This window comes from Streptomyces sp. NPDC091972, assembly GCF_044756385.1.
Lineage (GTDB): Bacteria > Actinomycetota > Actinomycetes > Streptomycetales > Streptomycetaceae > Streptomyces.
In genome coordinates, this window is record NZ_JBIVSV010000026.1 from 19,529 (window position 1) to 43,220 (window position 23,692).

At 64.8% G+C, this 23,692-nt stretch carries 21 protein-coding genes and 1 pseudogene; 13 read left to right on the forward strand and 9 right to left on the reverse strand.

What is annotated here, in order from left to right; genetic code table 11:
- Window position 1 precedes the first annotated feature (1 nt).
- Entirely contained in the window at window positions 2-991 is a 990-nt protein-coding gene (locus ACIQJT_RS41130; protein ID WP_402650598.1) for a hypothetical protein, read from the forward strand.
- Window positions 992-1,299: 308 nt separating this feature from the next.
- Here the strand turns inward: ACIQJT_RS41130 and ACIQJT_RS41135 are convergent, their stop codons facing one another.
- Complete coding sequence (locus tag ACIQJT_RS41135) at window positions 1,300-1,404, reverse strand: FAD-dependent monooxygenase (protein WP_402650599.1); 105 nt, start codon at window positions 1,402-1,404, stop codon at window positions 1,300-1,302.
- Window positions 1,405-1,762: 358 nt separating this feature from the next.
- Between ACIQJT_RS41135 and ACIQJT_RS41140 the strand changes: the two genes are divergently transcribed.
- Window positions 1,763-3,229 carry a carboxylesterase/lipase family protein gene (locus ACIQJT_RS41140; protein WP_402650600.1) on the forward strand — a complete coding sequence of 489 codons (1,467 nt, stop codon included), beginning with the start codon at window positions 1,763-1,765 and terminating at the stop codon, window positions 3,227-3,229.
- A 99-nt stretch (window positions 3,230-3,328) separates the two neighbouring features.
- Here the strand turns inward: ACIQJT_RS41140 and ACIQJT_RS41145 are convergent, their stop codons facing one another.
- Window positions 3,329-3,937: a TetR/AcrR family transcriptional regulator gene (locus tag ACIQJT_RS41145; protein ID WP_402650601.1), complete on the reverse strand. Its 609-nt coding sequence runs from the start codon at window positions 3,935-3,937 to the stop codon at window positions 3,329-3,331.
- Window positions 3,938-4,254: 317 nt separating this feature from the next.
- On the opposite strand from ACIQJT_RS41145, the gene ACIQJT_RS41150 reads away from it, so the two are divergent.
- The 5 genes from ACIQJT_RS41150 (at window position 4,255) to ACIQJT_RS41170 (ending at window position 7,466) form a co-directional block, all read left to right on the forward strand.
- Window positions 4,255-4,686: a VOC family protein gene (locus tag ACIQJT_RS41150; protein ID WP_402650602.1), complete on the forward strand. Its 432-nt coding sequence runs from the start codon at window positions 4,255-4,257 to the stop codon at window positions 4,684-4,686.
- A gap of 4 nt (window positions 4,687-4,690) precedes the next feature.
- The gene (locus ACIQJT_RS41155; protein WP_402650603.1) at window positions 4,691-5,137 is read left to right on the forward strand and encodes a heme-binding protein; all 447 of its coding nucleotides are present in this window, start codon (window positions 4,691-4,693) and stop codon (window positions 5,135-5,137) included.
- Between the two features lie 24 nt (window positions 5,138-5,161).
- Window positions 5,162-5,995, forward strand: coding sequence for an HpcH/HpaI aldolase/citrate lyase family protein (locus tag ACIQJT_RS41160; protein WP_402650604.1), 834 nt, complete (start codon window positions 5,162-5,164; stop codon window positions 5,993-5,995).
- Window positions 5,996-6,048: 53 nt separating this feature from the next.
- On the forward strand, window positions 6,049-6,576 hold the full coding sequence (locus ACIQJT_RS41165) for a cupin domain-containing protein (RefSeq protein ID WP_402650605.1): 528 nt from the start codon (window positions 6,049-6,051) through the stop codon (window positions 6,574-6,576).
- A 512-nt stretch (window positions 6,577-7,088) separates the two neighbouring features.
- Complete coding sequence (locus tag ACIQJT_RS41170; protein WP_402650606.1) at window positions 7,089-7,466, forward strand: hypothetical protein; 378 nt, start codon at window positions 7,089-7,091, stop codon at window positions 7,464-7,466.
- Here the strand turns inward: ACIQJT_RS41170 and ACIQJT_RS41175 are convergent.
- Window positions 7,454-7,849: pseudogene (locus ACIQJT_RS41175) on the reverse strand (transposase); the annotation flags it as partial. The gene ACIQJT_RS41170 and the pseudogene ACIQJT_RS41175 sit on opposite strands and share 13 nt — an antisense overlap.
- 18 nt (window positions 7,850-7,867) lie before the next feature.
- Window positions 7,868-8,200, reverse strand: a complete 333-nt coding sequence (locus ACIQJT_RS41180; protein ID WP_402650607.1) for a TetR/AcrR family transcriptional regulator — start codon at window positions 8,198-8,200, stop codon at window positions 7,868-7,870.
- 720 nt (window positions 8,201-8,920) lie between these two features.
- On the opposite strand from ACIQJT_RS41180, the gene ACIQJT_RS41185 reads away from it, so the two are divergent.
- Window positions 8,921-10,270 carry an MFS transporter gene (locus ACIQJT_RS41185; protein WP_402650608.1) on the forward strand — a complete coding sequence of 450 codons (1,350 nt, stop codon included), beginning with the start codon at window positions 8,921-8,923 and terminating at the stop codon, window positions 10,268-10,270.
- Window positions 10,271-11,382: 1,112 nt separating this feature from the next.
- Here ACIQJT_RS41185 and ACIQJT_RS41190 read toward each other — a convergent pair.
- Genes ACIQJT_RS41190 through paaI form a run of 3 tightly spaced genes read right to left on the reverse strand, consistent with a single transcriptional unit; the run spans window position 11,383 to window position 13,821 of the window.
- Window positions 11,383-12,033 carry a TetR/AcrR family transcriptional regulator gene (locus tag ACIQJT_RS41190; protein ID WP_402650609.1) on the reverse strand — a complete coding sequence of 217 codons (651 nt, stop codon included), beginning with the start codon at window positions 12,031-12,033 and terminating at the stop codon, window positions 11,383-11,385.
- Between the two features lie 25 nt (window positions 12,034-12,058).
- Window positions 12,059-13,393 (reverse strand): phenylacetate--CoA ligase PaaK, encoded by a 1,335-nt coding sequence (gene paaK, locus ACIQJT_RS41195; protein WP_402650611.1) that lies wholly within the window; start codon window positions 13,391-13,393, stop codon window positions 12,059-12,061.
- On the reverse strand, window positions 13,390-13,821 hold the full coding sequence (paaI, locus tag ACIQJT_RS41200) for a hydroxyphenylacetyl-CoA thioesterase PaaI (protein ID WP_402650612.1): 432 nt from the start codon (window positions 13,819-13,821) through the stop codon (window positions 13,390-13,392). Before paaI ends, paaK begins: the two co-directional genes overlap by 4 nt.
- Window positions 13,822-14,526: 705 nt before the next feature.
- Between paaI and ACIQJT_RS41205 the strand changes: the two genes are divergently transcribed.
- From ACIQJT_RS41205 to ACIQJT_RS41215, 3 genes are all read left to right on the forward strand, one after another.
- The gene (locus ACIQJT_RS41205) at window positions 14,527-15,738 is read left to right on the forward strand and encodes a sensor histidine kinase (RefSeq protein ID WP_402650613.1); all 1,212 of its coding nucleotides are present in this window, start codon (window positions 14,527-14,529) and stop codon (window positions 15,736-15,738) included.
- A complete protein-coding gene (locus ACIQJT_RS41210; RefSeq protein WP_402650614.1) occupies window positions 15,735-16,418 on the forward strand; it encodes a response regulator in 684 nt (227 codons plus the stop codon). The genes ACIQJT_RS41205 and ACIQJT_RS41210 overlap by 4 nt, the downstream gene beginning before the upstream one ends.
- A gap of 143 nt (window positions 16,419-16,561) precedes the next feature.
- On the forward strand, window positions 16,562-19,726 hold the full coding sequence (locus tag ACIQJT_RS41215; protein ID WP_402650615.1) for an efflux RND transporter permease subunit: 3,165 nt from the start codon (window positions 16,562-16,564) through the stop codon (window positions 19,724-19,726).
- Between the two features lie 195 nt (window positions 19,727-19,921).
- Here ACIQJT_RS41215 and ACIQJT_RS41220 read toward each other — a convergent pair whose 3' ends face one another.
- Complete coding sequence (locus ACIQJT_RS41220; protein WP_402650616.1) at window positions 19,922-20,869, reverse strand: alpha/beta hydrolase; 948 nt, start codon at window positions 20,867-20,869, stop codon at window positions 19,922-19,924.
- 805 nt (window positions 20,870-21,674) lie between these two features.
- Between ACIQJT_RS41220 and ACIQJT_RS41225 the strand changes: the two genes are divergently transcribed.
- Both ACIQJT_RS41225 and ACIQJT_RS41230 read left to right on the forward strand, forming a co-directional pair.
- A complete protein-coding gene (locus ACIQJT_RS41225) occupies window positions 21,675-22,577 on the forward strand; it encodes a DUF3626 domain-containing protein (RefSeq protein ID WP_402650617.1) in 903 nt (300 codons plus the stop codon).
- Window positions 22,564-23,366, forward strand: a protein-coding gene (locus ACIQJT_RS41230) for an IS5 family transposase (RefSeq protein WP_402650618.1) whose coding sequence is annotated in 2 segments (ribosomal slippage) — window positions 22,564-22,905 and window positions 22,908-23,366 — 801 coding nt in all. Because the reading frame shifts where the segments join, the coding sequence is not laid out codon by codon here. The genes ACIQJT_RS41225 and ACIQJT_RS41230 overlap by 14 nt, the downstream gene beginning before the upstream one ends.
- On the opposite strand, the gene ACIQJT_RS41235 is transcribed toward ACIQJT_RS41230, so the two are convergent.
- On the reverse strand, window positions 23,338-23,692 hold a 355-nt coding region (locus tag ACIQJT_RS41235), incomplete at its 5' end, for an MFS transporter (protein ID WP_402650619.1). The two genes, ACIQJT_RS41230 and ACIQJT_RS41235, sit on opposite strands and share 29 nt — an antisense overlap.

Consider the following 23,692-nt stretch of genomic DNA (forward strand, 5'->3'; position numbering starts at 1 on the left):
TATGACACTTTGGCAGCGAAGCGTCGGCCGTATGCGTGCCCACCGGAAACTCGCTTGGGCTCCCCTCGGTTTTTCGGCCATCGTTTACGGCAACGTCCTTTACGAGAGCTCCCAGCAGCGCCTCGGGATGGCCCTCTTCCTTGGCGGCTGGGTGGTAGCGGTCGGCGGGATGCCAGCCTGGAAACGGTTCCTAGATGAGGATCCGCTTCGTGAGGGCAACCAGAAGGTAGCCTTGTTGGTCGGCTTCATGCTCGTCTTCCTTGCGCAAGCTGTTGTCGCTGCGGGCAAGGTCATCTGGGGAACGGCCCAGCCGATTGACTACCGCGGTGCCGCCACATCGCTGGGCTTGGTCTACTTCGTTATTCCCTTGGCCGTACGCTGGGCCGAGCCGAGGGACTTTGTCCTGCAACGGCTCCCCAGCCGCATTCGGAGGGCCGCCATTTTCCGGACCGTCGCGAACGCAGCTGGCATCGGCGCCGTCGCTGCGTTTCTGAGTGAACGGTTTGCAGTCACCTATCCCGCACCGCTGATCTCTACTGCCCTGACCCTCATGGCTGCCATGGCCGTAGTCACACACAAGACTTTCGCGCGGGTGCGCAAGCTGTGCACGCAGACCCACATCGACGTGCAGAATCTGCTTCGAGCCATGGACGAGCTCGACGATGTGAAACGTCGTGACCGGGCGACGGGCAAGCTTAGAAACTGGCTTCCGAGACCGCGCACTGGGCAGGCGACGGGCGACAAGCACGCCGACAAGCGGATGGCGGCCCGGCGCAGTTGGGACGTCCTCAAACTTGATCTTTGTACCACTCTAGACAGCGGTTATCGCCTGTTCGGGCTGCCCTTCCTCGCTGCTGATGCGGTAGCCGTTCTGGAGGGGAAGGTTCTGCTTGAGATCGAAGCGGCCGACTTCGATACCGCCGGCCCGGCGCGTGATGACCTCCGCGCCATCCTGAACGCGTGTGCAGGGCGCATTGACGTCTTGGCCTAGCAGCTCTGTACCCCAGCGGGCCTTCCCACCAACGATTTGCGCCCGGGGATCAAAGAGGGCTACAGGGCCTATCCATCACCTGACCTCGAATACTGCATGCTTGGAACACGGCCTCTTCAACGGTCTCACTGGGGAGGTACCGGTGAGGTGGTGAATGGCGTCATGCGCCTCAGTCTCGGTGAGCGTGGGTTGTCGGCGGCGTCTTCCACGCCCACTGCTTCGGTGACGCGCACGCGGACCCAACCATGATGAACGCCGCCGTGTTACAGCCGCCCTCGCTGTGTGTTGAGCGGATCGGGTTCTGCCAGTTAAGCGAGGACGACGGCATGGACCCCCGCGATCTCCAGCTCTGCCGCGAGTTCCAGTCCCACGGGCCAGGCACCGACGATGACGACCGCGCTGTCTTCGTTCATGAGCTCGCTTCCTCTAGGGAACTACGGTATCTTGTTGTTAGGAAACCGCAGTACCCTCCGGAAGTGGACGCTGCATCCGCGCCCGCTCTCGAGCGGGCGGCGAGCGATGCGCCGGGAGTCCCGGAGGGGGCCCGCTTGGTCTGACGGTGTGGCCTCGTCTCAAACGAGAACGATTAGTTGCGCTATCGGGTGGGAGGGGACTAGCGTCACCCCAGAAGCCCTCTGGTCGGGGACGTCTTAGTCGCGAGAGATCGCGAGGTTCGTCAGGAGGCATCTACGCGACCAGGGGCCGCTCGGGCGCTCGCATGCATCGTCTGGGCAGTGAGCTTGGACCTCAACACGGAAGAGGTGGAAGTGCGTGCGTCCACGGGTCAGTCTCAGGCAAGGCGTTGCTGAGGGAACCTGTGAGCAGGGAACCCGACGCTTCCTGCGGCTGCCCTACGCTGCGCCCCCCATCCGGGACCTGCGTTGGCGGCCACCGGCTCCCGCGCAGCGCTGGGAAGGTGTGCGCGACGCGAGCTACTTCGGCCCCGCCTGTCCGCAGACTCGAGGAGCGAGCTTCGATCTGCGCGTGAGAGAGCAGAGCGAAGACTGCCTGTATCTCAACGTCTGGACCCAGGCCCTTGATCCTGGTGCACGTCAGCCGGTCATGGTGTGGATCCACGGCGGCGGCTTTATCGGCGGGGCCGGATCCGAGGATGCGTTCGACGGCGCCTCTCTATCTGCACTGGGCGTCACCGTTGTCACGCTGAACTATCGGCTCGGCGCCTTCGGATACGCGGCTCACCCCGCCATCGGTGCCAACTTCGGCGTGCTCGACCAGATTGCGGCACTGAAGTGGGTGCAGGAGAACATCGCAGCCTTCGGCGGTGATCCTGGCAACGTCACTGTTTTCGGCCAGTCCGCTGGAGCGGCCTCGGTACGCGCCCTCCTGTCGGCCTACCGCGCCAGGGGGCTCTTTCATCGGGCGATCCTGCAAAGTGCCGGATTCGAACCGGCGGCCAGCCAGCCGACAGCAGCCGGCTCCGAACCTACATGGGCAGCCACCAGGGAGATGTTTGCTCGGCTAGGTGGCGACGCCGAGGCTGCGCGCAAAGCATCCACCGAGGACGTGCTGGCCCTCTCCGAGGCGCTGGCGGGGATTCGCCCGCGGCCTGGCGAGGTGCATACGCCAGCCAACTTGGTCTGGACACCGCTCTACGACAACCGCGAACTGGCCAGCGGGAACGACTTCGTCGGATGGCCGACTGACGTGCCCGTCATGCTGGGCGTGGTCACCAATGAGGCCAGGTACTTCCTCCCGCCCGCGGCACCGGTTACACCGGACGTCCTCGAGAAGATGGCCAAAGTGCTCGCCGGCCCCCGCGCTGGGGATGTCCTCGAAGTCCTCGCCCAGTCGGGAGCATCCACGTACGAGGCACTTGACGAACTGTTCACTACCGCCATCTTCACAGAACCGGCTCTCGCGACGCTGCAATTATTCGCCGCGTGCGGCAGGGTGCAGTACTACTACCAGTTCGGCCGTGTCTCGCCTAGGAACCGGGAAACGGGTCACCTGGCCAAGCACACTGCCGAAATCCGTTACATCTTCGGGAATCTTCACCCCCGACAGGATTACGATGACACCGACGCTGCACTCTCAAGCGCGATGCAGAATGCCTGGGTAGCGTTCGCCCGCACCGGTACGCCGACCATGTCTTATGGGTCTGTGTGGCCGCGTTACAGGGGGGATAGTCCAGGTATGACCTTCATTGGCAACACTCTGAGGGCAGTGCCTTTCAGGGTCAGGCAGCTTACCGACATCATTCATCAGCTTCGTTGCTAGAAGCGCTTCCCTGGGCCACCTTCAGCGGTTCCACACATGAGCGGGGGCCACAAGCAGGCTGATGGCTGCTTACCCCGGGCAGCCATCAGCCGTCCCTCGTCATCGGGCATCCAGTGCGGTCCCGAGTGCCTGCAGGCCGCTCAGGAGCTCTTCGGACTCTACGTCGGCCGCCACGTGATGGCAGACGATGAGCCCGTGCATCAACGCGGCGAAGACCGGCGCCACACTTGAGGGGTCCGCGCCGGCAGAAAGCTGCCCCGCAGCCTGCCATCGGGTTGCCAATTCGGTCAGACGTCCGCGGGATTCGTCGTACAAGGTGCGTGTGCGCTCGTTCAGGGCCGGGCGACGGAGGGTCTCCGTCCACGTCTGCAGCGCCAGTTTGGACAGGTCATAGTCCGGGTGCCTCGTGCGCTCCCTGAGCTCGCCAACGATGAGGGTGAGTGTCTCCGCGGGGCCGGGTGCGGGATCAAGATCCAGGATGTGCACGAAGATGTCGCGGACCAGTCCGATGCCCACCTCGGCGGTGGCGTCTATGAGTTCGTCCTTGCTGCGGAAGTAGCGGTAGACCGCAGCGGCGGACATGCCTGAGGCAGCGATGACGTCATCCATCGAGGTGGCGTGGAAGCCGTCCCGTGAGAAGCAGCTCCAGGCGCTGGTCAGGATGTGGTGGCGGCGCTTGGCTCGTGTTTCTTCGCTGAGGCGGGGCATGCCACTCATCATACGAGAACGATCTCTTGCGCATGGAAAGCTGTTTGGCCACTATGTGGGCGTTCCCTCACGGGAGGGCGCTCTCTTGGTGCTCCGGTCAGCCTGCGAGGGTGGCTCGGAACTTTTCCCGGCGTCACTGGCTCCAGGTGTGGCGCGTAGTCCGACCCAGCGCGTTTTGCCTCTGGGGGTGATGTGCGGGTGTCGGCGCCCTGACGGTGAAATCGACTCGGTTAACGAGAACGATCTCTTGTGTTAAGCATCCTTCGCGGCTTACCCTAAGGGCCAAACGAGAACGTTCGTTATCTCTTGGAGGGCTGATGCTGTCACCTCCTCTAGTCTCCGGACTCCACCACGTCACCTTGCCGGTGACCGATTTGGAAGTCAGCACCGATTGGTACACACGAGTCCTTGGCGCAGAACGCTTGCCCGAGCTGGACCACCACGACGACCGAGGTTTCCGTTACTCGGTAGTTCTCTTCCTGCCCGGCCTCACCATCCCAATCCAACTCCGCCTCGCGCCTGAAGCAGCGGGCACAGCAACCGAGTTCGACCCCGTCACCTTCGCTGTTGCGGACAGCACACAACTTGATCACTGGGAAACCCATCTGCGCGCGTGCAACGTCTCCCACAGCCCGGTGGTGAAGGCCCGCATCGGACATGCGCTCAGCTTCCACGATCCCGACGGCACGATGCTGCGCCTCTACACCGAACCGGCCGGCGGACTCGGCGCCATTACCCAAGGAGGATGAGGCAGTGATCGCCTACGAACAGGCCCGCACTATCGTCGATCAGGCACTGGCCCACGCCCGAGGGCGCAACTTCCCGCCGATGACAGTCGCCGTCCTCGAACCCGGCGGCCATCTGGTCGCCTTCGCGCGAGAAGACCACTCCTCGCTTCTGCGCGAACGCATCGCCGTAGGCAAGGCGCGCGGAGCACTCAACATGGGGGTAGGCAGTCGTAGCCTCGCGGCGCGGGCCGACGCACACCCCCACTTCATCAATTCCCTGGTCGCCCTATCAGGCGGCGACCTCGTTCCCGTTCCCGGCGGCGTGCTCATCCTCGACGCCGACCAAATCGTTGGTGCCGTCGGAGTCAGCGGACACCTCCCCGACAAGGACGAGGAGTGCGCTATCAAGGGCATCGAGTCGACAGGCCTGACGGCCGACCCCGGTACCGACTCGGCAGCACGCAGTCGCTGAACCGCGAGCGAAAGGGACAGCACCATGAACCCCCTGCTCCGCCGGTTGAAAGACAGCGTGCCCGTGGGCATGCAGTTCTTCACCGGAGATCACACGCTGATAGAAGTCCTAGGACGAACAGGCTTCGACTATGTGTGGCTGGACAGCGAACACTGCGCCACTAACCCACGCGCCCTCGAAGACACCATCCGAACCGCCGACGGCGTGGGCCTGATCTCTCTGGTACGCATACCCGAGCCTGACGACACCACCGCCGCCCGCCGAGCACTAGAAGCGGGCGCGCACGGTCTAATCGTCCCAATGGTCCGCTCGGCCGTCGACATCCAGCACATCCTGGACGCTACGACCTATCCGCCGGACGGCCGCCGGGGCATCTGCCCGGCCTATCGCGCTGCCGGCTACTCGCTGCGGTCCTTCGGCCAGCATGCCCAGGACAGCGACGCCGATCTTCTGGTCATCCCTCTGATCGAAACCCTCGACGCCCTCGAGAACATCGAAGAAATCTGCGCCATCGAGCAGGTGCGGGTCCTCTGCTTCGCTGCCGGAGAACTCGCCTTCGCCATGGGCGAAGGTGCCCGCATGCACAGCAGCCCCAAGATCAAGGAAGCACACGCCAAGGTCAACGCGGCAGCCGCACGCCACAACGTGGCGCTCATGGGCGGCCCCATCCTCAATCCCACGCACGACAGTTGTGCAAAGGCCCTAGAGGACGGCATCCGGGTCTTCTGCCTGGGGATCGACGTCATGGCCTTCCGGGGTGTCTGCGAAAAAACGATCACGGCACTCAACTCGGCGGTCGCCGAGTCTGCCTACACGAGGCCGCCCGCCCCCGAGAGCGGCTTCCCTGACCACTACTGATTAGGACGGGTGAGGGCCGATTCCACCCGCGCGTAGCGAAACGAGAGGCAGTTATGGCTGACATCAAGAGGTACGTCCTGGGCCCCGACGCCGGAGGGCGTTCCACGATCCTGGAGACCGAGCCCACCAACATCCAGACCAAGGACGGCTTTTTCTGGCGATCCACTCTGTGGGCGACCGAGGAAATGCCGGTGAACAACACCATCGAGGGCGACCGTTCCCTCGTAGGCCCCCAGCGCGAGCCCGCTCCCGGGGGCATGCTCGTACGCGCCCTCGAGCTGTGGCCGGACATGGACCCCGCTCAGCACCGCCAGCAGTTCGCCGAGCTGAACACCCAGGTCGGACAGACCCACCTGCCCACGGAGGCTGATGCGCAGCGCCACCCGACGATGCACCGCACGGACACATTGGACTGCATCACGGTCGTCCGAGGCGAGATCTACCTCATCACGGACACCGAGGAGGTCCTCATGCGGCCGGGTGACACAGTAGTTATCCGCGGAGTCAACCACGGTTGGAGTAATCGCTCCGACAGCCCCTGTCTGCTGATCGGGTCCATGCTCGACGCCCGCCAGCCGTAAGAACCGGCGCTGTGACCGGGACGGTTCGGCAGGCTGGCGGTGGACCAGCGATGATGTCCGTTCCGAGCGCTGAAGGTGCACCTGATGCTGCGAGGGTGCGCAGACCCGCCGATCAGGAGGGCACAAGCTGCGGAAGACCGAGGCGAGAAAGCGCGAAATCCGGCGCAACTGGTGATGATGGTGCTCGCGCCAGCGGTGCGTGCTGACCGTGCCCTGGGCACTGCTCAGTCCGGTGCAGGCCGAAAAGGGCACGGTGCGAAGGTGAACCATCCGAACAAAGACCGCGCCGGCCTGTCTGACCCTCGATAGGCGACAGGTCGCCCTCGCCTGCTCAGCCCTGACCACGGGAACATCGCCGTCCAGACGGCCACCAACCCGGTCGACAGCCTTCGCTGGCGTCACCCGCTGATCGAGCTGCGCCGGCGGCACCCAAGACGTCGTTTCCTTTGGCTGCTGCGAGTGCTGTGGGGCTGACCCATATGTCTGTCAGTTCAGTGTGAGAGCCTCCGGGCATGAGCTACGACCTGGCTGTCTGGGAAGGCGAACGGCCGGCGAATGACAAGATCGCCAGCCGGATCTTCAACGACCTGTACGACCGCTATCTCGACAGCGAGACCCAGGAGCCTCCGTCCGAGCGCATCGCGGCCTACGTCGCGGCGCTTCTTGAGCGGTGGTGCGACATCACAGAGGACAGGGAAGAGACCTCGCCTTGGTCGGTGGGACCGTTGATGGACAGTGCAAGTGGTCCACTCATGTACTTCGGGATGGGCTGGAGCAGGGCCGGGGAAGCCTCGGCCTACGCGGCAGACCTCGCAGATTCGATGGGGCTGGTCTGCTTCGACGTGCAAGAAGGCCGGCAGGCCCTGAGTGCGGTGGCCAATCGGCGGTAGCTGATGAGGGCTGCGGTGATGCCGACGAAGGCGAGGAAGTGTTCGGCCTTGCGTTCGTAGCGGCGGTGCAGGCGTCGGCATCCGACGAGCCAGGACACGGTCCTCTCGACGACCCAGCGGTGACGGCCCAGCCGCTGTGAGGACTCGATGCCTTTGCGTGCGATGCGGTGGCAGATGCCTCGCTTACGTAGCCATCTGCGCAGGTGGTCGTAGTCGTAACCCTTGCCGGCGTGGAGCTTGGCCGGTCGCCGACGGCGTGGGCCGCGCCGGGCGCGGATCGGTGGGATTCCCCGTACCAGTGGCTTCAGGCCGAGGCTGTCGTGCATGTTGGCGCCGGAGATGCCCAGCGACAGAGGTACGTCCCACTCGTGAATAGATGAGCCGTGTCAGTTCCGCGTCGCTCACCATTGCCTCGTGAAGTCTATGGGCCACCTTCGGGGAAATCCTGCGAAGCGATCAGCGAGCGACCCCCGCAGGGCGATGAGGTCAACTCGAAGGTCCCCGTGGTCCTCATCTGGAAACTTCGGAGGGAGGATTCTGTCGATGAGAGCGGTCAACAGCAATTCCGCTCGGCTGTGCCAGCGCCGGTACAAAACCGGTTTGCTCGTCCTGGCCCAGACCGCAACCGAGTCCATCGTGAGCTGCTCGTACCCGCCCTCGATGAGGATCTCCCAAGCTGCGCCCACAATGGCCGACGCAAGCTCAGCTCCACGTCTCCTGCGAACGCCCTGCATCGCGCTGAACTCCTCTTCTCCAACTGGCAGGCCTTGGCCCCTTTGCGCTCATGTGTGGTGCGTGGGTCCAGGGGCACCTCACTTAAGATGCCATGGTGTCTTGATGTGATCGATCATGGAAAATGCTCCCGGAGATCGCTGTCCAGCATTAGATTGCCATGTAACACCGGAGGCGCTGCGCCGACGACTCGCCCACCCTCGATCCATGTACCCATGGGCGCCGACAACGGGCGCTAGAGGGCACCCACTTCGACCGCAGAGTCAGAAAGTGCCGCCAGGGCGTTGTCGACCGCAGCGCTGGTTTCCGTGTTGAGCCACTCGTAATGATCGCGCCAGAACTTACTGAAGCCCACCAGAGCAGGCTCTGGGACGGGCACTCCAGCGCGGCTCGCAGCGCGTCCCCGGCTTGATGACGCGGCGCCAGGGATAACTCATCGCCGTCAACGATGCCTCCATCTAAACGAGAACGATCCCTTGCGCTATCAGTCGACCGGTCGTACGGTCGGCTCCACGGCAGAGCCCACTAACTCGGTCTTTCGCTCCGTGGGCTCAGTCCGTCAGCTTCCGGCCGTCCGCTTGCGCCACAACCAACACGCAGACGGATGGACTTCGCCCTCCCTCGCCTCGGCTGTCCAACCAGCACTCACACCCCCGCAGCGCCAGTTGGCCAACACTGAGTCCCCCGGCGAGACGTCCCCTTCTCAGGAATCGAGTCAGTCCATGCCTGCGCAGGAGAGAAAGAAATTCGACGATCTCTTGGACGCCAGCCCCATCGGTAGGCTGCAAATCACCGTCATCGCCATGTGTTCTTTGGTAGCCGTATTCGACGGCTATGACACTCAGGCGATAGCCCTAGTGGCGCCGGACGTCGCATCCGACTGGGGCATCAGCAGCTCCGATTTCGGATTCGTCTTCGGTATCGGCCTGTTCGGCGGCCTCGTCGGCGCCCTCATCTTCGGCCGCCTCAGCGACAAGTACGGACGCCGCCCCAACCTGCTCACTGCAATCGTGGTGTTCTCCTTCTTCTCGATCGCCACCCCGCTCGCCGACTCGCTCGCTAGCCTGGCGGCATTCCGATTTTTGACCGGCATCGGCCTTGGAGGCGCCCTTCCCGGGGTCATCTCACTGACCTCTGAGTACACACCGCGCCGGATGCGGGCAACGGTAGTGGGCCTCATGTTCTGCGGATTCCCTCTGGGCGCGGTGATCGGCGGCGTCGTCTGCACAAAGCTCATCCCCGCGTACGGCTGGCAGAGTGTCTTCCTCGTCGGGGGTATTGCGCCCTTGGCGCTGCTTCCCGTCCTCTTCCTGCAGCTCCCGGAATCCGCACGTTTTCTCACCCTGTCACGCGACCACGAGGGGCTGGCCAGGATTCTGAACCGCATGGGCCACTCTGTGCCAGCAGATGCAATCCTTCCGGAACCGTCCCCCAACCGCTCGCCTGTGGCGAGACTGTTCACCGAGGGAAGGTGCGCTGGGACCCTGCTCCTCTGGGTGACGCTCTTTATGAGCTTGTTGCTGAGTTACCTGCTACTCAACTGGATTCCCCTCGTGGCCCGGGATGTTGGCGTCGGGTCGACAGGTGCGGTTCTAGCCGTGGCTGCACTGAACCTCGGAGCAATCGCGGGGCAGCTCCTGATCGGGCGCCTGGCTGACCGGCGCGCTCCCACCAAGATCACCGGAACAGCCTTCCTTCTAGGGGCCGTGGCCATCGCAGCCATCGGCCTGTCCGGCCAATCGAGTACTGCGCTTTTGGTGACGGCGTTCATAGCTGGCTTCCTCAGCATCGGTGCCCAAATGTGCACCGTGGCGCTCTGCGCGAACTTCTACGAGACGTCCCTGCGAGCCACTGGGGTCGGATGGGCCATGGGGATCGGCCGGGCGGGAGGGATCGTCGGCCCCGTGCTCGGCGGGATCGCCGTTGACGCCGGCACAAGCGTCCCGCATCTCTTCCTACTGACCGGAGGCGCTTCACTGTGCGCTGGCGCGGCCGCTTTTGCGATGGCGCTGACGGGACGCAACAGAAGAACGCGGCCGACTCCGGCTCTCCAAATGTCAGTGGCCGAGTGAAAACCGTGGCGCATTCCCCTCCTCGCCTGAGACGCAGACGGGGAGGGGACCGACCGGTTTCAGTCAATTCGCAGCCACCGCCGTGCCGTCCCACCTGGGCTGGCGCCTGCTCTTGCTGGGCGACTGCAAGCACGGCGGCGACGTGCGTTCGAATACAGCGCCAGATCGGCATGCCGCATCGTCCGGCGGTCTCCTGCTCCGCGAGTAGTGAGCCTGAGCCCAAGGCTTGGTCCCGGATCCCACCATCGATGACTGTTCCCTCTCGCTGAGGTTGACCACGGCTCACGTCGTGAGCTGAGTTGTCGGTGACCGATCGGGCCGCACGCGAGTCTGGAGAACTCCTCAGTGGAGTCGACTCGGCGTTCCCGGCGTAGGCGCCGGCAGCCGCGCCGCCCCGCCCCGCATCTGTGCCTGGTCACCCACTGGTTGGCGCCCAGTCTGGGGCAAGTCGGGTCCAGCGACGGGCGATGGCGGGCTGAGATTGCGTTCGCGGACGTAGTCGGGGTAGATGACTTGGGTGCAGCCGCGGTCGGTGTAGGGCCAGTCGGACGTGCGGCGGGGACAGCCGACCCGGCCGCAGTTCGGCGGGATGGCGTCCAGTAGGGGCGCAACTGGCTGACGTTGTTGCGGTTGCTGCCTGCCAGCAGGGCAGCTCACGCCGTTGTCATCATCACCGATGATCAGGTGTTGCTTCGAACCTGGCCGACCCCGGTCGACCGCCGCGGTGCCCGTGAGGCTTCCCGCTTTTGGAACCCTGCCGCGCGAAGGGTCGTTCACCCAGCAGGACCGGCCAGCCGCGAGGCTGAGTGCAACAGGGCGAGCAGGGCTTCGTGCAGTCGCTGCGAACGGCGGCTTAGTTTCCGGCCGCCAGTCGCTGCCCGCACGTTACGTCCGAGCTGAATCCGAGCACCTTTGGCAGGTACTTCAACGGAATGCCGACGTGCAGTATCGGGAGGATCCCGCACAGCACGCTCCGTGTCAGGCAACGGCTCACGATCCGACTACCGAACGCGCCGCCCGCAGCTGCGGCAGCAGATCCAAGGGATCGCACAGCCCGTCCGACACGATCCAGGGCAGGCGCCCCACGCCCGACCGACCGTGCAACTCCCGCTTCAGGCGCGGTGACGAGAGCCGATGGCGCTGGGGCCCTGCCGACCGCTGCTACTGAGACCGTCGAACAGCATGGTCGTCACTGCATTGGCCAGGCCTTCCACCGAAAGATCGCCGTCGGGACGATACCACTCGATCAAGGAGTTCACCGTCCCAAAGAGCAGCCGACTCGTCAGGTGTGGATCGATGTCGTTGCGTACGCCTCCCTCGGCCGCCTCCCGTACGGCCAACTCGGCAACGCGGCGGTCGAACTCGCGTCGGCGATCGAGAGCGCGTTGTTCGACCTCGCTGTCCCCGTGCACGCGCAGGAGCAACGTGACGTAAGGCAGTTCCTTGGCCAGGACCTCCACGCTACGGCGCACAACGTGCCTGAGCGGATCAGTGGTCGCCCCGGGCGGCGGGCCTTCGTCGAGTACAGCGAACAAAGCATCGAGTGCACGCGTGACGGCGAGGTCAAGGAGCTCCTCCTTGCCACTCACGTGGTGGTAGATGCTCGACTTGCTCAGGCCCAGGCGTTTGGCCAGCTCTTCCATACCGGTGGCGTGATAGCCGCGCTCGTTGAAGACCGCTACCGCGACTTTCAAAAGAGAGTCGCGGTCGTACGCGGGTCGCTCGCCGCGCCGGGCGGCCTGTCTTATGGGCGTGGTGGTCACGCCATCATTGTGACAAGCCCCTGCATCAAGCGCCGCGACGGTCCATGACTCGGCGCAGTTTGCCCAGGGACCGCTCCAGCGTCTCCGGGTCCACGATCTCCACCTCCACGCTCACCCCCACAGCGTCCTTGATTCCGGTGGAGATTGCGCGGGCGGCGGCGTCACGCTGTTGCGGTTCCGTATGGGCCTGGGCCTCCACTAGCACGGTCATATGATCCAATCTGCCGCGAGTGCTGAGCTGGATCTGAAAGTGAGGCGCGGCGTTGGGGGTGCGAAGCACGACTTCCTCGATCTGGGTCGGAAACACATTCACACCACGCAGAATGATCATGTCGTCGCAGCGGCCGGTGATTTTCTCGATCCGCCGGAAGCTCGGGCGCGCCGTGCCGGGCAGAAGACGGCTCAGATCCCGCGTGCGGTAGCGAATGACCGGCAGGGCTTCTTTGGTGAGGGACGTGAAGACGAGTTCGCCGCTCTCGCCGTCGGCGAGCACTTGGCCGGTGATCGGGTCGACGACCTCCGGCAGAAAGTGGTCCTCCCACACGTGCAGGCCGTCCTTGGTCTCTACGCATTCCTGCGCAACTCCGGGACCCAGCACCTCCGACAGTCCGTAGATGTCGACCGCGTGGATGTCCATGCGGTCCTCGATCTCGCGGCGCATCTCCTCCGACCACGGTTCGGCGCCAAAAATGCCCACCTTCAGGGTTGTCGAGCGGGGATCGACGCCCTGGCGCTCGAACTCGTCGAGCAGGGTGAGCATGTAGGAGGGCGTGACCATGATGATGTCGGGCTCGAAGTCCTGGATGATCTGCACCTGGCGTGCGGTCATGCCGCCCGAAGCAGGGATCACCGTGCAGCCGGCGCGTTCGGCGCCGTAATGGGCGCCGAGACCGCCGGTGAAGAGCCCGTAACCGTAACTGATGTGCACCTTGTGCCCCCTACGCCCTCCAGATGCTCGGATGGACCGGGCGATGAGGGCGGACCAGTTCGACAGGTCCTGGTCGGTGTACCCGACCACGGTCGGGCGTCCCGTGGTCCCGCTGGAGGCGTGGATGCGTCGAACATCGGACATAGGTACGGCAAACATCCCGAACGGGTACGTTTCCCGTAGGTCGGACTTGGTGGTGAAGGGGAACCGTGCCAAGTCCTGCAGTGCCCGGCAGTCGTCGGGTCTGACCCCGGCCTGGTCAAACTTCTTGCGGTAGAGCTCGACATTGTCGTAGGCGTGCCTGAGTGTTTGCTGCAGACGTTCCAGTTGGAGGGCCTCTAGTTCCCGCCGTGAGATCTGCTCGGCATCGTCGAGCAGAGCCGTCGGCAGGGGCTCACCCCGGCGTGCTGGCGCCTTGAGGTCGCGGGTCATTGCGGCTCCTTGGGTGACGTGTTGCGGATACTGCGGCTCCGGCCTCGGAACTCCGCGATCACCGTGTTCCCGCGCGTCACGCTCACGTCGTAGATGCCGCTGCGGCCGAAGCTGATGACTTCACGGGCGGTGGCTGTCAGGACGTCACCCTCGCGGGCGGGAGCGACGAAGGTGACGTCGGCGCCCGCTGCGACGGTGACGGGCCCATAGCTGTTGCAGGCGCATGCGAAAGCGGTGTCCGCCAACAGGAAGAGATATCCGCCGTGGGCAAGCCCGTGCCCGTTCACCATGGACGCCGCCACGGTCATGCGCAGCACGGCGTGGCCGTCACTGTGCGACAGCAATTCAATGCCCAGCGCCTTGGAGGCCGTGTCGGCTGCAAACATCCGCTCTGCGGCCCCCGGATCCGTGGGTACGGCTTCGGTCATAATCTGTACCACCTGTCTCCCAACCGAACATTCGGTTAGGGTGCGGCGCCTAGTAATCCAGGCACTTCCTTGCCTGTCAAGAGGTGAGTCCGTCCGCCGAACCCGGCCCCCGGATTTCCTGCGACCGCCCCTGGCGACGTGCTCGAACGGAGATCGCGACGATTCGCGGCCGCACCGGATCCTGCTTCCGCAATCACGTCTAGGGTCAATCCCCTTCGAGAGCGGATGACGTGGCCACCGGGGAGCACCGCGGGGTCGGATCGTCCGATCCCAGACCGCCAAACCGCCGTAGCCGGCGCGTAAGAGCGGACTGCCCACTGCGGAAACGGTGGGCAGCTGGCACTGCCGTAGATGTAACCCGCCTGGATCGACCTTTACTGCGCCGACCCGGCGGGGTCTGCACTGATCCGGACCATGATCTTCCTCTGGAGCGCGGTCATCGACAGCAGATCCAGGTTCGCCTCGACGTGCCTGCTGGAGCTTCCCGTAGTGCTCGAAGAATCGGACGAACGAAGGGGCAGGAAGCTGCGTGCGCCGTTCTGTGGCGTGCGTAGTGAGCCGTGAACCGAGACCTTGCGCTTGCTGCGTGCCCGCCTGCAGCGCCCCTTACCTGACGAGGAAGGCCGCTGTACCGCGCTCGCGGTAGACAGCCTGTACTGCCACGGGATGACGTTCCGTGCAGAGCCCCTGGTTAGCCTGGCCTGCGTGAATTCGATACGGCGCGGAGAGTTCTGGCAGCGTTGGGGAGTGCTTCTGCTGCCCGCGGTGATCGTGACATCGCTGTGCTCGCTTCGTATAGCAGTCTCCTCGCCGGCTAGCGAGCAGAGTGGGGCGTGGTCGGCGCTCGATGCTTCGCTCGCTCTCATCTCCGGTGGGGCTTTGCTGGCCCGGCGCAGGGCCCCCTTTTGCGTCCTGGGTGTGGAATTGGCGCTCTCCGTCCTCTACCAGGCCTGTGGCGGAGCGCTCGATGCGACCCTGCCTGCGACAGAAGTCGCCCTGTATACGGTGGCCCTGAGTACAGGGCGCGTCACGGCGTGGGCGACAGCGGGGCTCGTCGCATCCTGGGCCTTGGTGACGACTGTCGCCTTTCAGAGCGGGCCTTGGTTCGGCCCTCAGCGTATCGGGGTCGTGGCGTGGATCGCGGCTGCCGTCGCCATCGGGGACGCAGTACGCAGTCGTCGAGCCGTGGTGGCGGCGTTGCAAGAGCGAGCGGAGCGCGCGGAACGGACCCGCGCGGAGGAGGCGGCCCGTCGGGTGGCTGAGGAACGCGTCCGCATTGCGAGGGATCTTCACGACGTGGTGGCTCACCAACTAACCCTGATCCATGCCCAAGCGGGGGTGGGTGTGTATCTGAGCGAGTCGGGCGGTCAGCCGGACGCTGGCCTGTTGCCCCGGATCCGGGACGGGGCCAAAGCTGCTCTGGAGGAGTTGCGAGATCTCGTCGGTGTGCTGGCGCCCTTGGACGGCGATGATGTTCCGTACACACCTACGCCGCGGCTGGAGGGATTGCCCGATCTGATCGTGTCGTTTCAACACGCCGGACTGGAAATCGAATTTCAGCAGCGCGGTACACCGATTCCGTTGCCGACTTCCGTCGATGTGGCCGCTTACCGGATCGCGCAGGAAGCGCTGACCAACGTGCAGAAACACGCAGGCGTCGATCAGGCACGGGTTGAGCTCGATTGGGATCAGGACTTCCTGCGCCTGAGGGTGATAAACGGGCGGGCGGCCCGAGATCTGGGCGGCTCCGTGCCAGGGTGCGGACGCGGCTCCGTCTCCATAAAAGAGCGTGCGGCCGCTCTGGGAGGAAGTGCCCGCCTCACGCGGCATGACGACGGGTTCCTCGTCGAAGCCGAGCTGCCATACCGTGCGGCGCTGCAGCAGCGCTCATCCCAAGAACCGCAGGTAAACACATGAGCGTACGCGTGTTGCTCGTCGATGATCAGGTTCTGCTCAGGGGCACGCTCCGGGTGCTGCTCGACAACGCAGAGGGTTTCAAGGTGGTCGGTGAGGCAGGTGATGGCGCAGAGGCATTGGAACTGGTGCGGCAGCATCCCACTGACGTGGTCCTCATGGATCTCAGGATGCCGCGCACAGATGGCCTGCAGGCCACCCGAGCCATCCGCGCGGATAAGACCCTGGCCGAGACGAAGATTCTGGTCTTGACCACCTTTGAGACGGAACAGTACGTAGCTGAGGCGATGCTGGCGGGGGCAAACGGCTTCATCGGCAAGGGCACTGACCCAAGAGAGCTGCTAGCGGCCATTGAGTCCGTGGCCCGCGGAGATGTGGTACTGTCGGCTACGGCTACGCAGGTGCTGGTGCATCGGTTCCGCCGTCAGGCGTCATCCCTCCCCGAGGTCACCCAACAGCGGCTCGCCGCGCTAACGCCGCGGGAGGTGGAGATGGTGGTCATGGTGGCGAGCGGGTTCACCAACGATGAGATCGCAGAGCGGGCAACGCTGAGCCGGCACACCGTGAAGACGCACGTCAATCGTGCGATGGCCAAGCTCGGCGTGAGCGAGCGTGCGCAGCTTGTCGTCCTTGCTTATGAAAGCGGTCTGGTGAGCCCCCCGGGGCAACCGCGAGCGCGGTAGAGACCGAAGGGTGTACCGCGCTGGCAGTACACACAGAAGGGTCCTGAGGAGGGACGTCACCGGAGCGCCGGGTGATCGAGGGTTGTTCCGGGCCTTTAATGCCCCCGACTCTCCTGCCACTCCAGACTTTAGGAAGCTCCTCGATGTCCTGGCTGTCCAGGATCAGCGTGGCCAACCGCAAACTGGTCGCCTTGATCACTCTCGGGTTCGTTGCGTTGGGCGGGTACGCCATCCCGTCCCTGAAACAACAACTCCTTCCGGACCTGTCCTTCCCTGCCGTAACGGTTGTAGGCACCTACAGCGGCGCCTCAGCGCAAATTGTGGAGGACCAGGTCACCGTCCCTCTCGAGGACGCTCTGAAAACGCTGGACGACGTGGAGAGCATGACGTCGACGTCGCGGCAGAACTCCTCGTCGGTGATGCTCCAGTTCAACTTCGACGCTGACATCGACGACGAGTCCAGCAAGGTCCAGCAAGCGATCGACAAGATCGCAGGGCAGCTTCCGGACGGCGTCGATCCACAGGTCATGACCGGCAGCACGGACGCGCAGCCAACGATCACCCTGGCAGCGACCTCGAACGCTTCGCAGCGCGACCTTGCCGATGAACTCACGGCCGACGTGGTCCCTGCCCTGAAAGCCGTGGACGGCGTCAACGATGTGACCGTCTCCGGCGAACGCGACCAAGTCGTCTCCATCACCCCGGACGCCGACAAGATCAAGCAGGCGGGGCTTAGCACTCAGTCCATCACCGACGCCCTCGAAGACCTGGGCACCCGCCCGGCTGGCTCCCTTGACCAGGGCAAGGAGTCGGTCAGCGTATCCGTCCCCCATACCGTCGCCAGCCTCCAGGACATCCGCGACCTGTGGCTGTCACCTTCCGCGCCGGCTGCAGGCGCCGCGGCCAACAAGCCTGCCGCGGTTACATCGCCGGTGCAGCTCAAGGACGTTGCCGCTGTCGAGCTGACCGAGGCCGACGCAACGTCGCTGACGCGCACGGACGGAAAGCCCAGCCTGGGCGTCGCCGTGACCATGGACCACAACGGAAGCTCCGCCTCCATCTCGGAGGATGTCCGCTCCCAAATTCCGGACCTGGAGGCGAAGCTCAGTCACGACGCAAAGCTGACCGTGGTTTCCGACTCCGGCCCTCAGGTGAGCGACTCCGTTAACGGGCTTCTCGAGGAAGGCCTGCTCGGCTTGATCATGGCCGTTCTGGTCATCGTGGTCTTCCTGAGGTCGGTGCGCTCCACACTCGTGACCGCCGTATCGATCCCGCTGTCCTTGATGATTGCGCTGATCGTTCTGTGGACCGAGGACTACTCCCTCAACCTCCTGACTCTCGGCGGCCTGACGATGGCCGTCGGTCGCGTGGTCGACGATTCGATCGTGGTCCTGGAGAACATCAAACGACATCTGGGATACGGCGAAGACAAGGGCCGCGCGGTGATCAACGCTGTGCGCGAAGTCTCTGCCGCAGTCACCGCCTCCACCTTGACCACCGTTGCAGTGTTTCTGCCCATCTCCCTGGTCTCCGGCTTGGTGGGCGAACTCTTCGGCCCCTTCTCGGTCACTGTCGTCGTCGCAATGCTCGCCTCTCTGTTGGTCTCGCTGACCCTGGTCCCCGCTCTCGCCTACTGGTTCCTGAAGCCGCCAACCGACACGCAAGACGTGGACCCCGACGTCTACCGCGCACGCGTCGAGGCCAAGGAACGCAACGGATTTCTCCAGCGCCATTACCTGTCGGTTATCCAGTGGTCCATCAGGCACCGCCGCACCGTACTGGCCGGCGCCACAGCCTTGCTGGTACTCACCTTCGCGCTCATCGGCACGCTCAAAACAAGCTTCCTGGGCGACTCAGGTTCCACCAGCATCAACATCACACAGACCCTCCCGCCCGGCACCAGCCTCTCCGCCACCGACGCCGCAGCAAAGAAGGCGGAATCCGCGATCGAGGACGTCGACGGCGTCTCCACCTACCAGGTGACCGTCGGTTCAGCGCGCAACGGCCCGATCGGAAACTCCGCTGACGCATCGACCGCCACCTACACGGTGGTCACCAAGAACGCGGACGACACCGATGGCGTCAGCGATGAACTGCGCAAGCGTCTGGACGGACTCAAAGACGCCGGCACCTTCACCATCGCCGCCGGCCGCGGTCTGGGCAGCGACAGCGACGTCCAGGTCGTCGTCCACGCCAACGACGACACCACCCTTCGCACCGCGACCGAACGAATTGAGTCCGCCCTTAACAAGGTGAGCTCAGTCTCAGACGTCACCAGCGACCTCTCCGCCGACGCGCCTCAAATCACCATCACCCCCAACGGGGAGAAGAGCGCCCGGCTGGGCCTTACCGCTACTGCCCTCGCCCGCAGCGTCAGCCAGGCAGTCTCCGGGATTCCTGTCAGCCAGGTCACCGTGAACGGTGAACAGGATGAGGTCATCATCAGGGGATCGGGAGACACCCCCGACTCCATCGCGGCGCTGGAGAATCTGACCGTCCCCGCGGGCGGGGCTGAGGTGAGGCTCGGTGACGTAGCCAGCGTCCGCCGTATCGAGGCGCCCGTCGAGCGCACGCGGACCGATGGAGAGCGAACCAACACCGTCTCGGCCACGCCGGTCGGAGACGACACAGGGGCCGCTACCACGGCTGTGCAGCAAGCTCTTGACACCGTCGATCTCCCCGCCCGCGCCAGCTACGAGATGGGCGGTGTCGCCAGTGACCAGCGTGAGGCGTTCAGCCAGCTGGCCCTCGCCATGGCTGCCGCGATCCTGCTGGTCTTCCTTCTCCTCATCGCTGTGTTCCGCAGCATCCGGCAGACTCTCGTACTGCTGGTATCCATCCCCTTCGCCGCGACCGGAGCTATCGCCCTGCTCAGTGTCACCAGCACGCCGCTGGGACTCGCGGCCCTGATCGGCCTGTTGATGCTGATCGGCATTGTTGTCACCAACGCAGTGGTCCTGATGGATCTCATCAACCAGTACCGCCGCCAAGGCATGAATGTCGGCCAAGCCGTCGTAGAAGGCGGGCTGCGCAGGCTACGGCCGATCGTGATGACCGCGCTGGCGACCATTTTCGCCCTGCTCCCGATGGCCCTGGGCATCACAGGCGCAGGGGGATTCATCTCCCAGCCGCTGGCCGTCGTGGTGATCGGAGGGCTCATGTCTTCCACCGCGCTGACACTGGTCCTGATTCCGACCCTGTACACCATGGTCGAGACCCGCCGGGAACGACGACGCGCGCGTAAGAACCCGCCCACGCAGCAGATCACATTGGTGAAAGAAGAAGACCAGCAGCCGGTGACGACTTAGCCGGCTGGCAAAGACCCCGGAGCCCGCCCTAATCCCCCCGAGGGCGGGCTCCGGCCCACTCAAACGACTTCCTGACACGGCGGGGCGGTGAGGCGTACTACTTGGCCCCGGCATCCTTCAGGAACGACGCGCCGACCGCACGGCATGCGATCATGCGGCGGTCGGCGCGCTGCTCGGGTGATCTGCCCCAGTGGTTCAGTACCCGAAAGCTGCGCGGAGGGCACGGACAGCCTGCTCAACTGCGGCTCTCGTGGCGTGTGTTGCCTGCAGTGGGTTGAGCATCATGAAGTCATGGATGATCCCGTTGTAGCGAACGCTTGTCGTTGGGACACCGGCCTGGGTCAGACGGCGGGCGTAAGCCTCTCCTTCGTCGCGCAGTACGTCATTCTCGTCGACGATCACCAGGGCTGGCGGTAGCCCAGCGAGCTCCTCCAAGGTGGCTCGCAGCGGTGACGCCGTGGACTGGGCCCGCTCCTCCGGATCGGTGGTGTAGGCATCCCAGAACCAGGCCATGGCCTTCGCTGTGAGGAACGGTCCATTGGCGAACTCGCCGTAGCTCGCGGTGTCCTGGCTCGCATCCGTGACCGGGTAGTACAGCGACTGGTGGACGAAAGAAACATCCCCGCGCCGCTTGGCGAGAATCGTCAAGGCTGCGGCCATGTTGCCTCCGACGGAATCACCCGCCACAGCCAGGCGCGTAGCGTCCAGCCCCTCTTCCGCAGCGTGACGCGTCAGCCACTGAGCGGTGGCGTACCCCTGTTCAAGTGCCACGGGGTAGCGCGCCTCGGGGGAGCGGTCGTACTCGACGAACGCAACGGCCGCATTGGCCCCCACGGCGAGTTCACGTACCAGCCTGTCGTGAGTCCCGGCGTTACCCAGGATCCATCCGCCACCGTGCATGTAGAGGACGACTGGCAGGCCCTGATTTGCTCCGAGGGGTGTGACGATACGCACGCGCACGTCCGCGACGTCTGCCGGCACCGTCACCCATCTTTCCGAGACATCCGGCTGGTCCACTGGTGCGGCCTGGATGTCGTCGAGCACCTTTCGGGCTCCCTCCGCCCCGAGTTCGTAGAGGAAGGGGGGTTTTGACGTTGCGTCGGCGAGTTCCTGCGCAGCAGGTTCAAGGACTGGCTTGCTCATGGTGACCATCCCTTTTCTGTGGAATGCCGTGCGAGCGGGTGGGTGCGCTTAAAGGTGTCGAGGGGACGCCGAACCACGGACGAGAAGGGTGCCAAGAGTGGGTGCAGACCCACAGCCGGCTGGGGGGTGAAGCCGTACCGGACGGGTCGCTGCTACAGCAGGCATCGAGGCGCCCGGGCGCTCACCGCGTCCGTGGGGACGCGGTAGGAGAAGATCTTGACCTCCGTAGGGGCGGGGCCGTGCGCTGAAGGCCGCGGCGCGTCTGGCCTGCCAGCTACGGTCCATATGGGATCAATGTCTCGGACGGTTATCCATTTTAGAGATATATCTTTTGAATTACAATGACATCTCGAAGCGAGGGCCTGTGTGATGCCGTTCTTGCCTTTACTGCAGATAGACAGCCGGGTCCGAAGCGAGAGCGCTGCTCGGTGGCAGGTGTATGCACAGAGGGAGGAGCCGCACTTTTGCGCCGGACCTGATGGCCACCAGGCGAGCGGCCCTGCCGAGGGGCCCACCACGGGGGGTGAGGAACCGTGACGATGGCGCTTCGTGAATCTGACCCTGGCCGCAGCGGGGTGACGGCCCTCCGCTCCAAAGCTGTCACCTGGCCGTGGCATCGGGAACGATGGGCTGATCCGGGCTCGAGGGCGATGGGCACCGCTGCGGGAGCATCATGGCCGTGGTTACCGCGGCGGCGAGAATAAGAGATCGTCTCGATTGGTGCTTAGCTCCGTCTCCCGCATGGCCGGACTGTCGGTAGACAATCCGCGTGCAGCGGTTGATCAGCTTGAGGAACACTGTGCGGATGAGCTCCGCAGCCTCCCAGACACCACAGGAACGGGCCCTTGGCCATGTCGCGGAACTGGCGTCGGGCCCTCCGATGGACCCGACACTGCGGGTGACCCTCAACTTCCACCCGGACCGGCTACTGCACGGCAAGCCGATCCTGGATGCCATGGCTGAGGACAGTGCCTACCGCTCACAGTTCGTCACGGGGACCAGCAACGGCGGACTGACCGCATATCCCGGCGGCGACCGGTGGCGCTGGGAGAGCCGGATCTTCGACGGTGCTTACGACGACGCGCACGCTCATGAGCGGCCCGTCTACGGGGCGTTGAACTTCCGTCGCAAGCCTGTGGGCGGGGCACCGCGGTTCGGCTCCGCCCACTTCCGGCTGACGGTCGAGACGCTGACGCGGACCACGTTCTGCTACCCGGACAGTTTCTTTGAACCCTCGGATTTCGGTGTCGCGGCCCGCATGGGGCTCATCGAGCTTGCCCTCGCCGATCGCCAGGACGACCTCGACGACTACATCGAGGCGCAGGTCCACGGGCCTGTGCGACTGAACTGCCACGCCGAGGCGCTGGTCCTCGACCCCTGCTATCGAGGGACGGCTGTGGAGGTTGCGGCCTTGCGCCTGGGCTGCCCCGTGGAGTGGCATCCCGGCTTCCGACTCAATGTCGCAGATCTCCTCCGTCATCCCGGCTACCGCGGTCAGGAGTACGTCGACTTGGGCGCACAGATCGCCGTCGACGGCGTACTCAATCCGCGCATCGTCGGGGAGGCAGCGCGTGCCGGCCACCATGACCCACAGGCGATCAAGAAGGTGTGGCACTACCTCGCGCGTTTCGGGGCGCCTGGGAGGGCCGTTGACGATTCGGTGAGTCCGGGACCGACGGAGAGGGCTGTACTCGATGGGCTTCGTTGAAGGGCTGGTGCCGGAGGGGTTGTGGGAGTTGTTCGGGGCTGTGAGACCGCCGATTCCCACAAGGCCGCAGGGCGGTGGCCGTCAGCGAGTTGACGATCGCGCGGTCCTTGCCGCGATCATCTTTGTCGCTACCTCGGGATGCACGTGGCGGCAGTTGCCGCCGGTCTTCGGCGCGTCGTGGCAGACCGTCCACAGACGGTTCTCCGAGTGGTCCGCTGCGCGGGTGTGGGCGAAGCTCCACCGTCTGGTGCTGGACGAACTCGGCGCCCGGGGAGATCTGGACTGGTCGCGGTGCGCGATTGACTCCGTGAACATGCGGGCCCTCAAAGGGGGGAGCTGACAGGCCCGAATCCTGTCGATCGCGGCAAGAAGGGCTCGAAGATCCACTTGATCACGGAGCGAACCGGTCTGCCCCTCTCCATCGGCATCTCCGCAGCCAATACCCACGACAGCCAGGGTCTCGAACCCCTAGTCCGCGGCATACCGCCCATCCGATCTCGCCGTGGACCGCGTCGACGCCGCCCCGCCAAGCTGCACGGAGACAAGGGCTACGACTACGACCACCTGCGGAAATGGCTCCGATCCCGGAACATCACACCCCGCATCGCCCGTAAGGGGATCGAGTCCTCCCAGCGCCTGGGCCGCCACCGTTGGACCGTGGAGCGGACGGTGGCGTGGCTATCCGGGTACCGCCGTCTGCACCGTCGCTACGAACGCAAGGCCGAACACTTCCTCGCCTTCGCTGGCATCGCGGCCACACTCATCTGCTATCGGAGATTGACCAACTGAGACGATCTCTAAGCGCGGCGGCGAGGCAGAAGGCGTTGCGGGCGCCGGTGAGCGCGGCGGCGGCCGGGGTGGGGTCGCCGGGAGCGGCTGCATGGAAGAAGAGGCTGCCGAGCAGGGCGACGCCGAGAGTGCCGCCGAGTTGCTGCACCGCGTTGAGCAGGCCGGCGGCGGAACCCGTCTCGTGTGGGCGTACTCGGTGCAGGGCGGTGGTGAAGAACGGCACGGCGTACGGGCCCTGACCGATCCCGGCCACGGCCAGCGCGGGCAGCAGCAGCCACGGGTAGGAAGCGGGCGGGCTGGTGGCGTACACAGCGGCGGCAGATACG

What these genes read in the sequence shown, in the direction of transcription:
- ACIQJT_RS41130 (WP_402650598.1), top strand. Translation starts at nt 2, where the DNA reads ATGACACTTTGGCAGCGAAGCGTCGGCCGTATGCGTGCCCACCGGAAA.
- ACIQJT_RS41135 (WP_402650599.1), bottom strand. Translation starts at nt 1,404, where the DNA reads ATGAACGAAGACAGCGCGGTCGTCATCGTCGGTGCCTGGCCCGTGGGA.
- ACIQJT_RS41145 (WP_402650601.1), bottom strand. Translation starts at nt 3,937, where the DNA reads ATGCCCCGCCTCAGCGAAGAAACACGAGCCAAGCGCCGCCACCACATC.
- ACIQJT_RS41150 (WP_402650602.1), top strand. Translation starts at nt 4,255, where the DNA reads ATGCTGTCACCTCCTCTAGTCTCCGGACTCCACCACGTCACCTTGCCG.
- ACIQJT_RS41160 (WP_402650604.1), top strand. Translation starts at nt 5,162, where the DNA reads ATGAACCCCCTGCTCCGCCGGTTGAAAGACAGCGTGCCCGTGGGCATG.
- ACIQJT_RS41165 (WP_402650605.1), top strand. Translation starts at nt 6,049, where the DNA reads ATGGCTGACATCAAGAGGTACGTCCTGGGCCCCGACGCCGGAGGGCGT.
- ACIQJT_RS41170 (WP_402650606.1), top strand. Translation starts at nt 7,089, where the DNA reads ATGAGCTACGACCTGGCTGTCTGGGAAGGCGAACGGCCGGCGAATGAC.
- ACIQJT_RS41180 (WP_402650607.1), bottom strand. Translation starts at nt 8,200, where the DNA reads ATGCAGGGCGTTCGCAGGAGACGTGGAGCTGAGCTTGCGTCGGCCATT.
- ACIQJT_RS41185 (WP_402650608.1), top strand. Translation starts at nt 8,921, where the DNA reads ATGCCTGCGCAGGAGAGAAAGAAATTCGACGATCTCTTGGACGCCAGC.
- paaK (WP_402650611.1), bottom strand. Translation starts at nt 13,393, where the DNA reads ATGACCCGCGACCTCAAGGCGCCAGCACGCCGGGGTGAGCCCCTGCCG.
- paaI (WP_402650612.1), bottom strand. Translation starts at nt 13,821, where the DNA reads ATGACCGAAGCCGTACCCACGGATCCGGGGGCCGCAGAGCGGATGTTT.
- ACIQJT_RS41210 (WP_402650614.1), top strand. Translation starts at nt 15,735, where the DNA reads ATGAGCGTACGCGTGTTGCTCGTCGATGATCAGGTTCTGCTCAGGGGC.
- ACIQJT_RS41215 (WP_402650615.1), top strand. Translation starts at nt 16,562, where the DNA reads ATGTCCTGGCTGTCCAGGATCAGCGTGGCCAACCGCAAACTGGTCGCC.
- ACIQJT_RS41220 (WP_402650616.1), bottom strand. Translation starts at nt 20,869, where the DNA reads ATGAGCAAGCCAGTCCTTGAACCTGCTGCGCAGGAACTCGCCGACGCA.
- ACIQJT_RS41225 (WP_402650617.1), top strand. Translation starts at nt 21,675, where the DNA reads ATGAGCTCCGCAGCCTCCCAGACACCACAGGAACGGGCCCTTGGCCAT.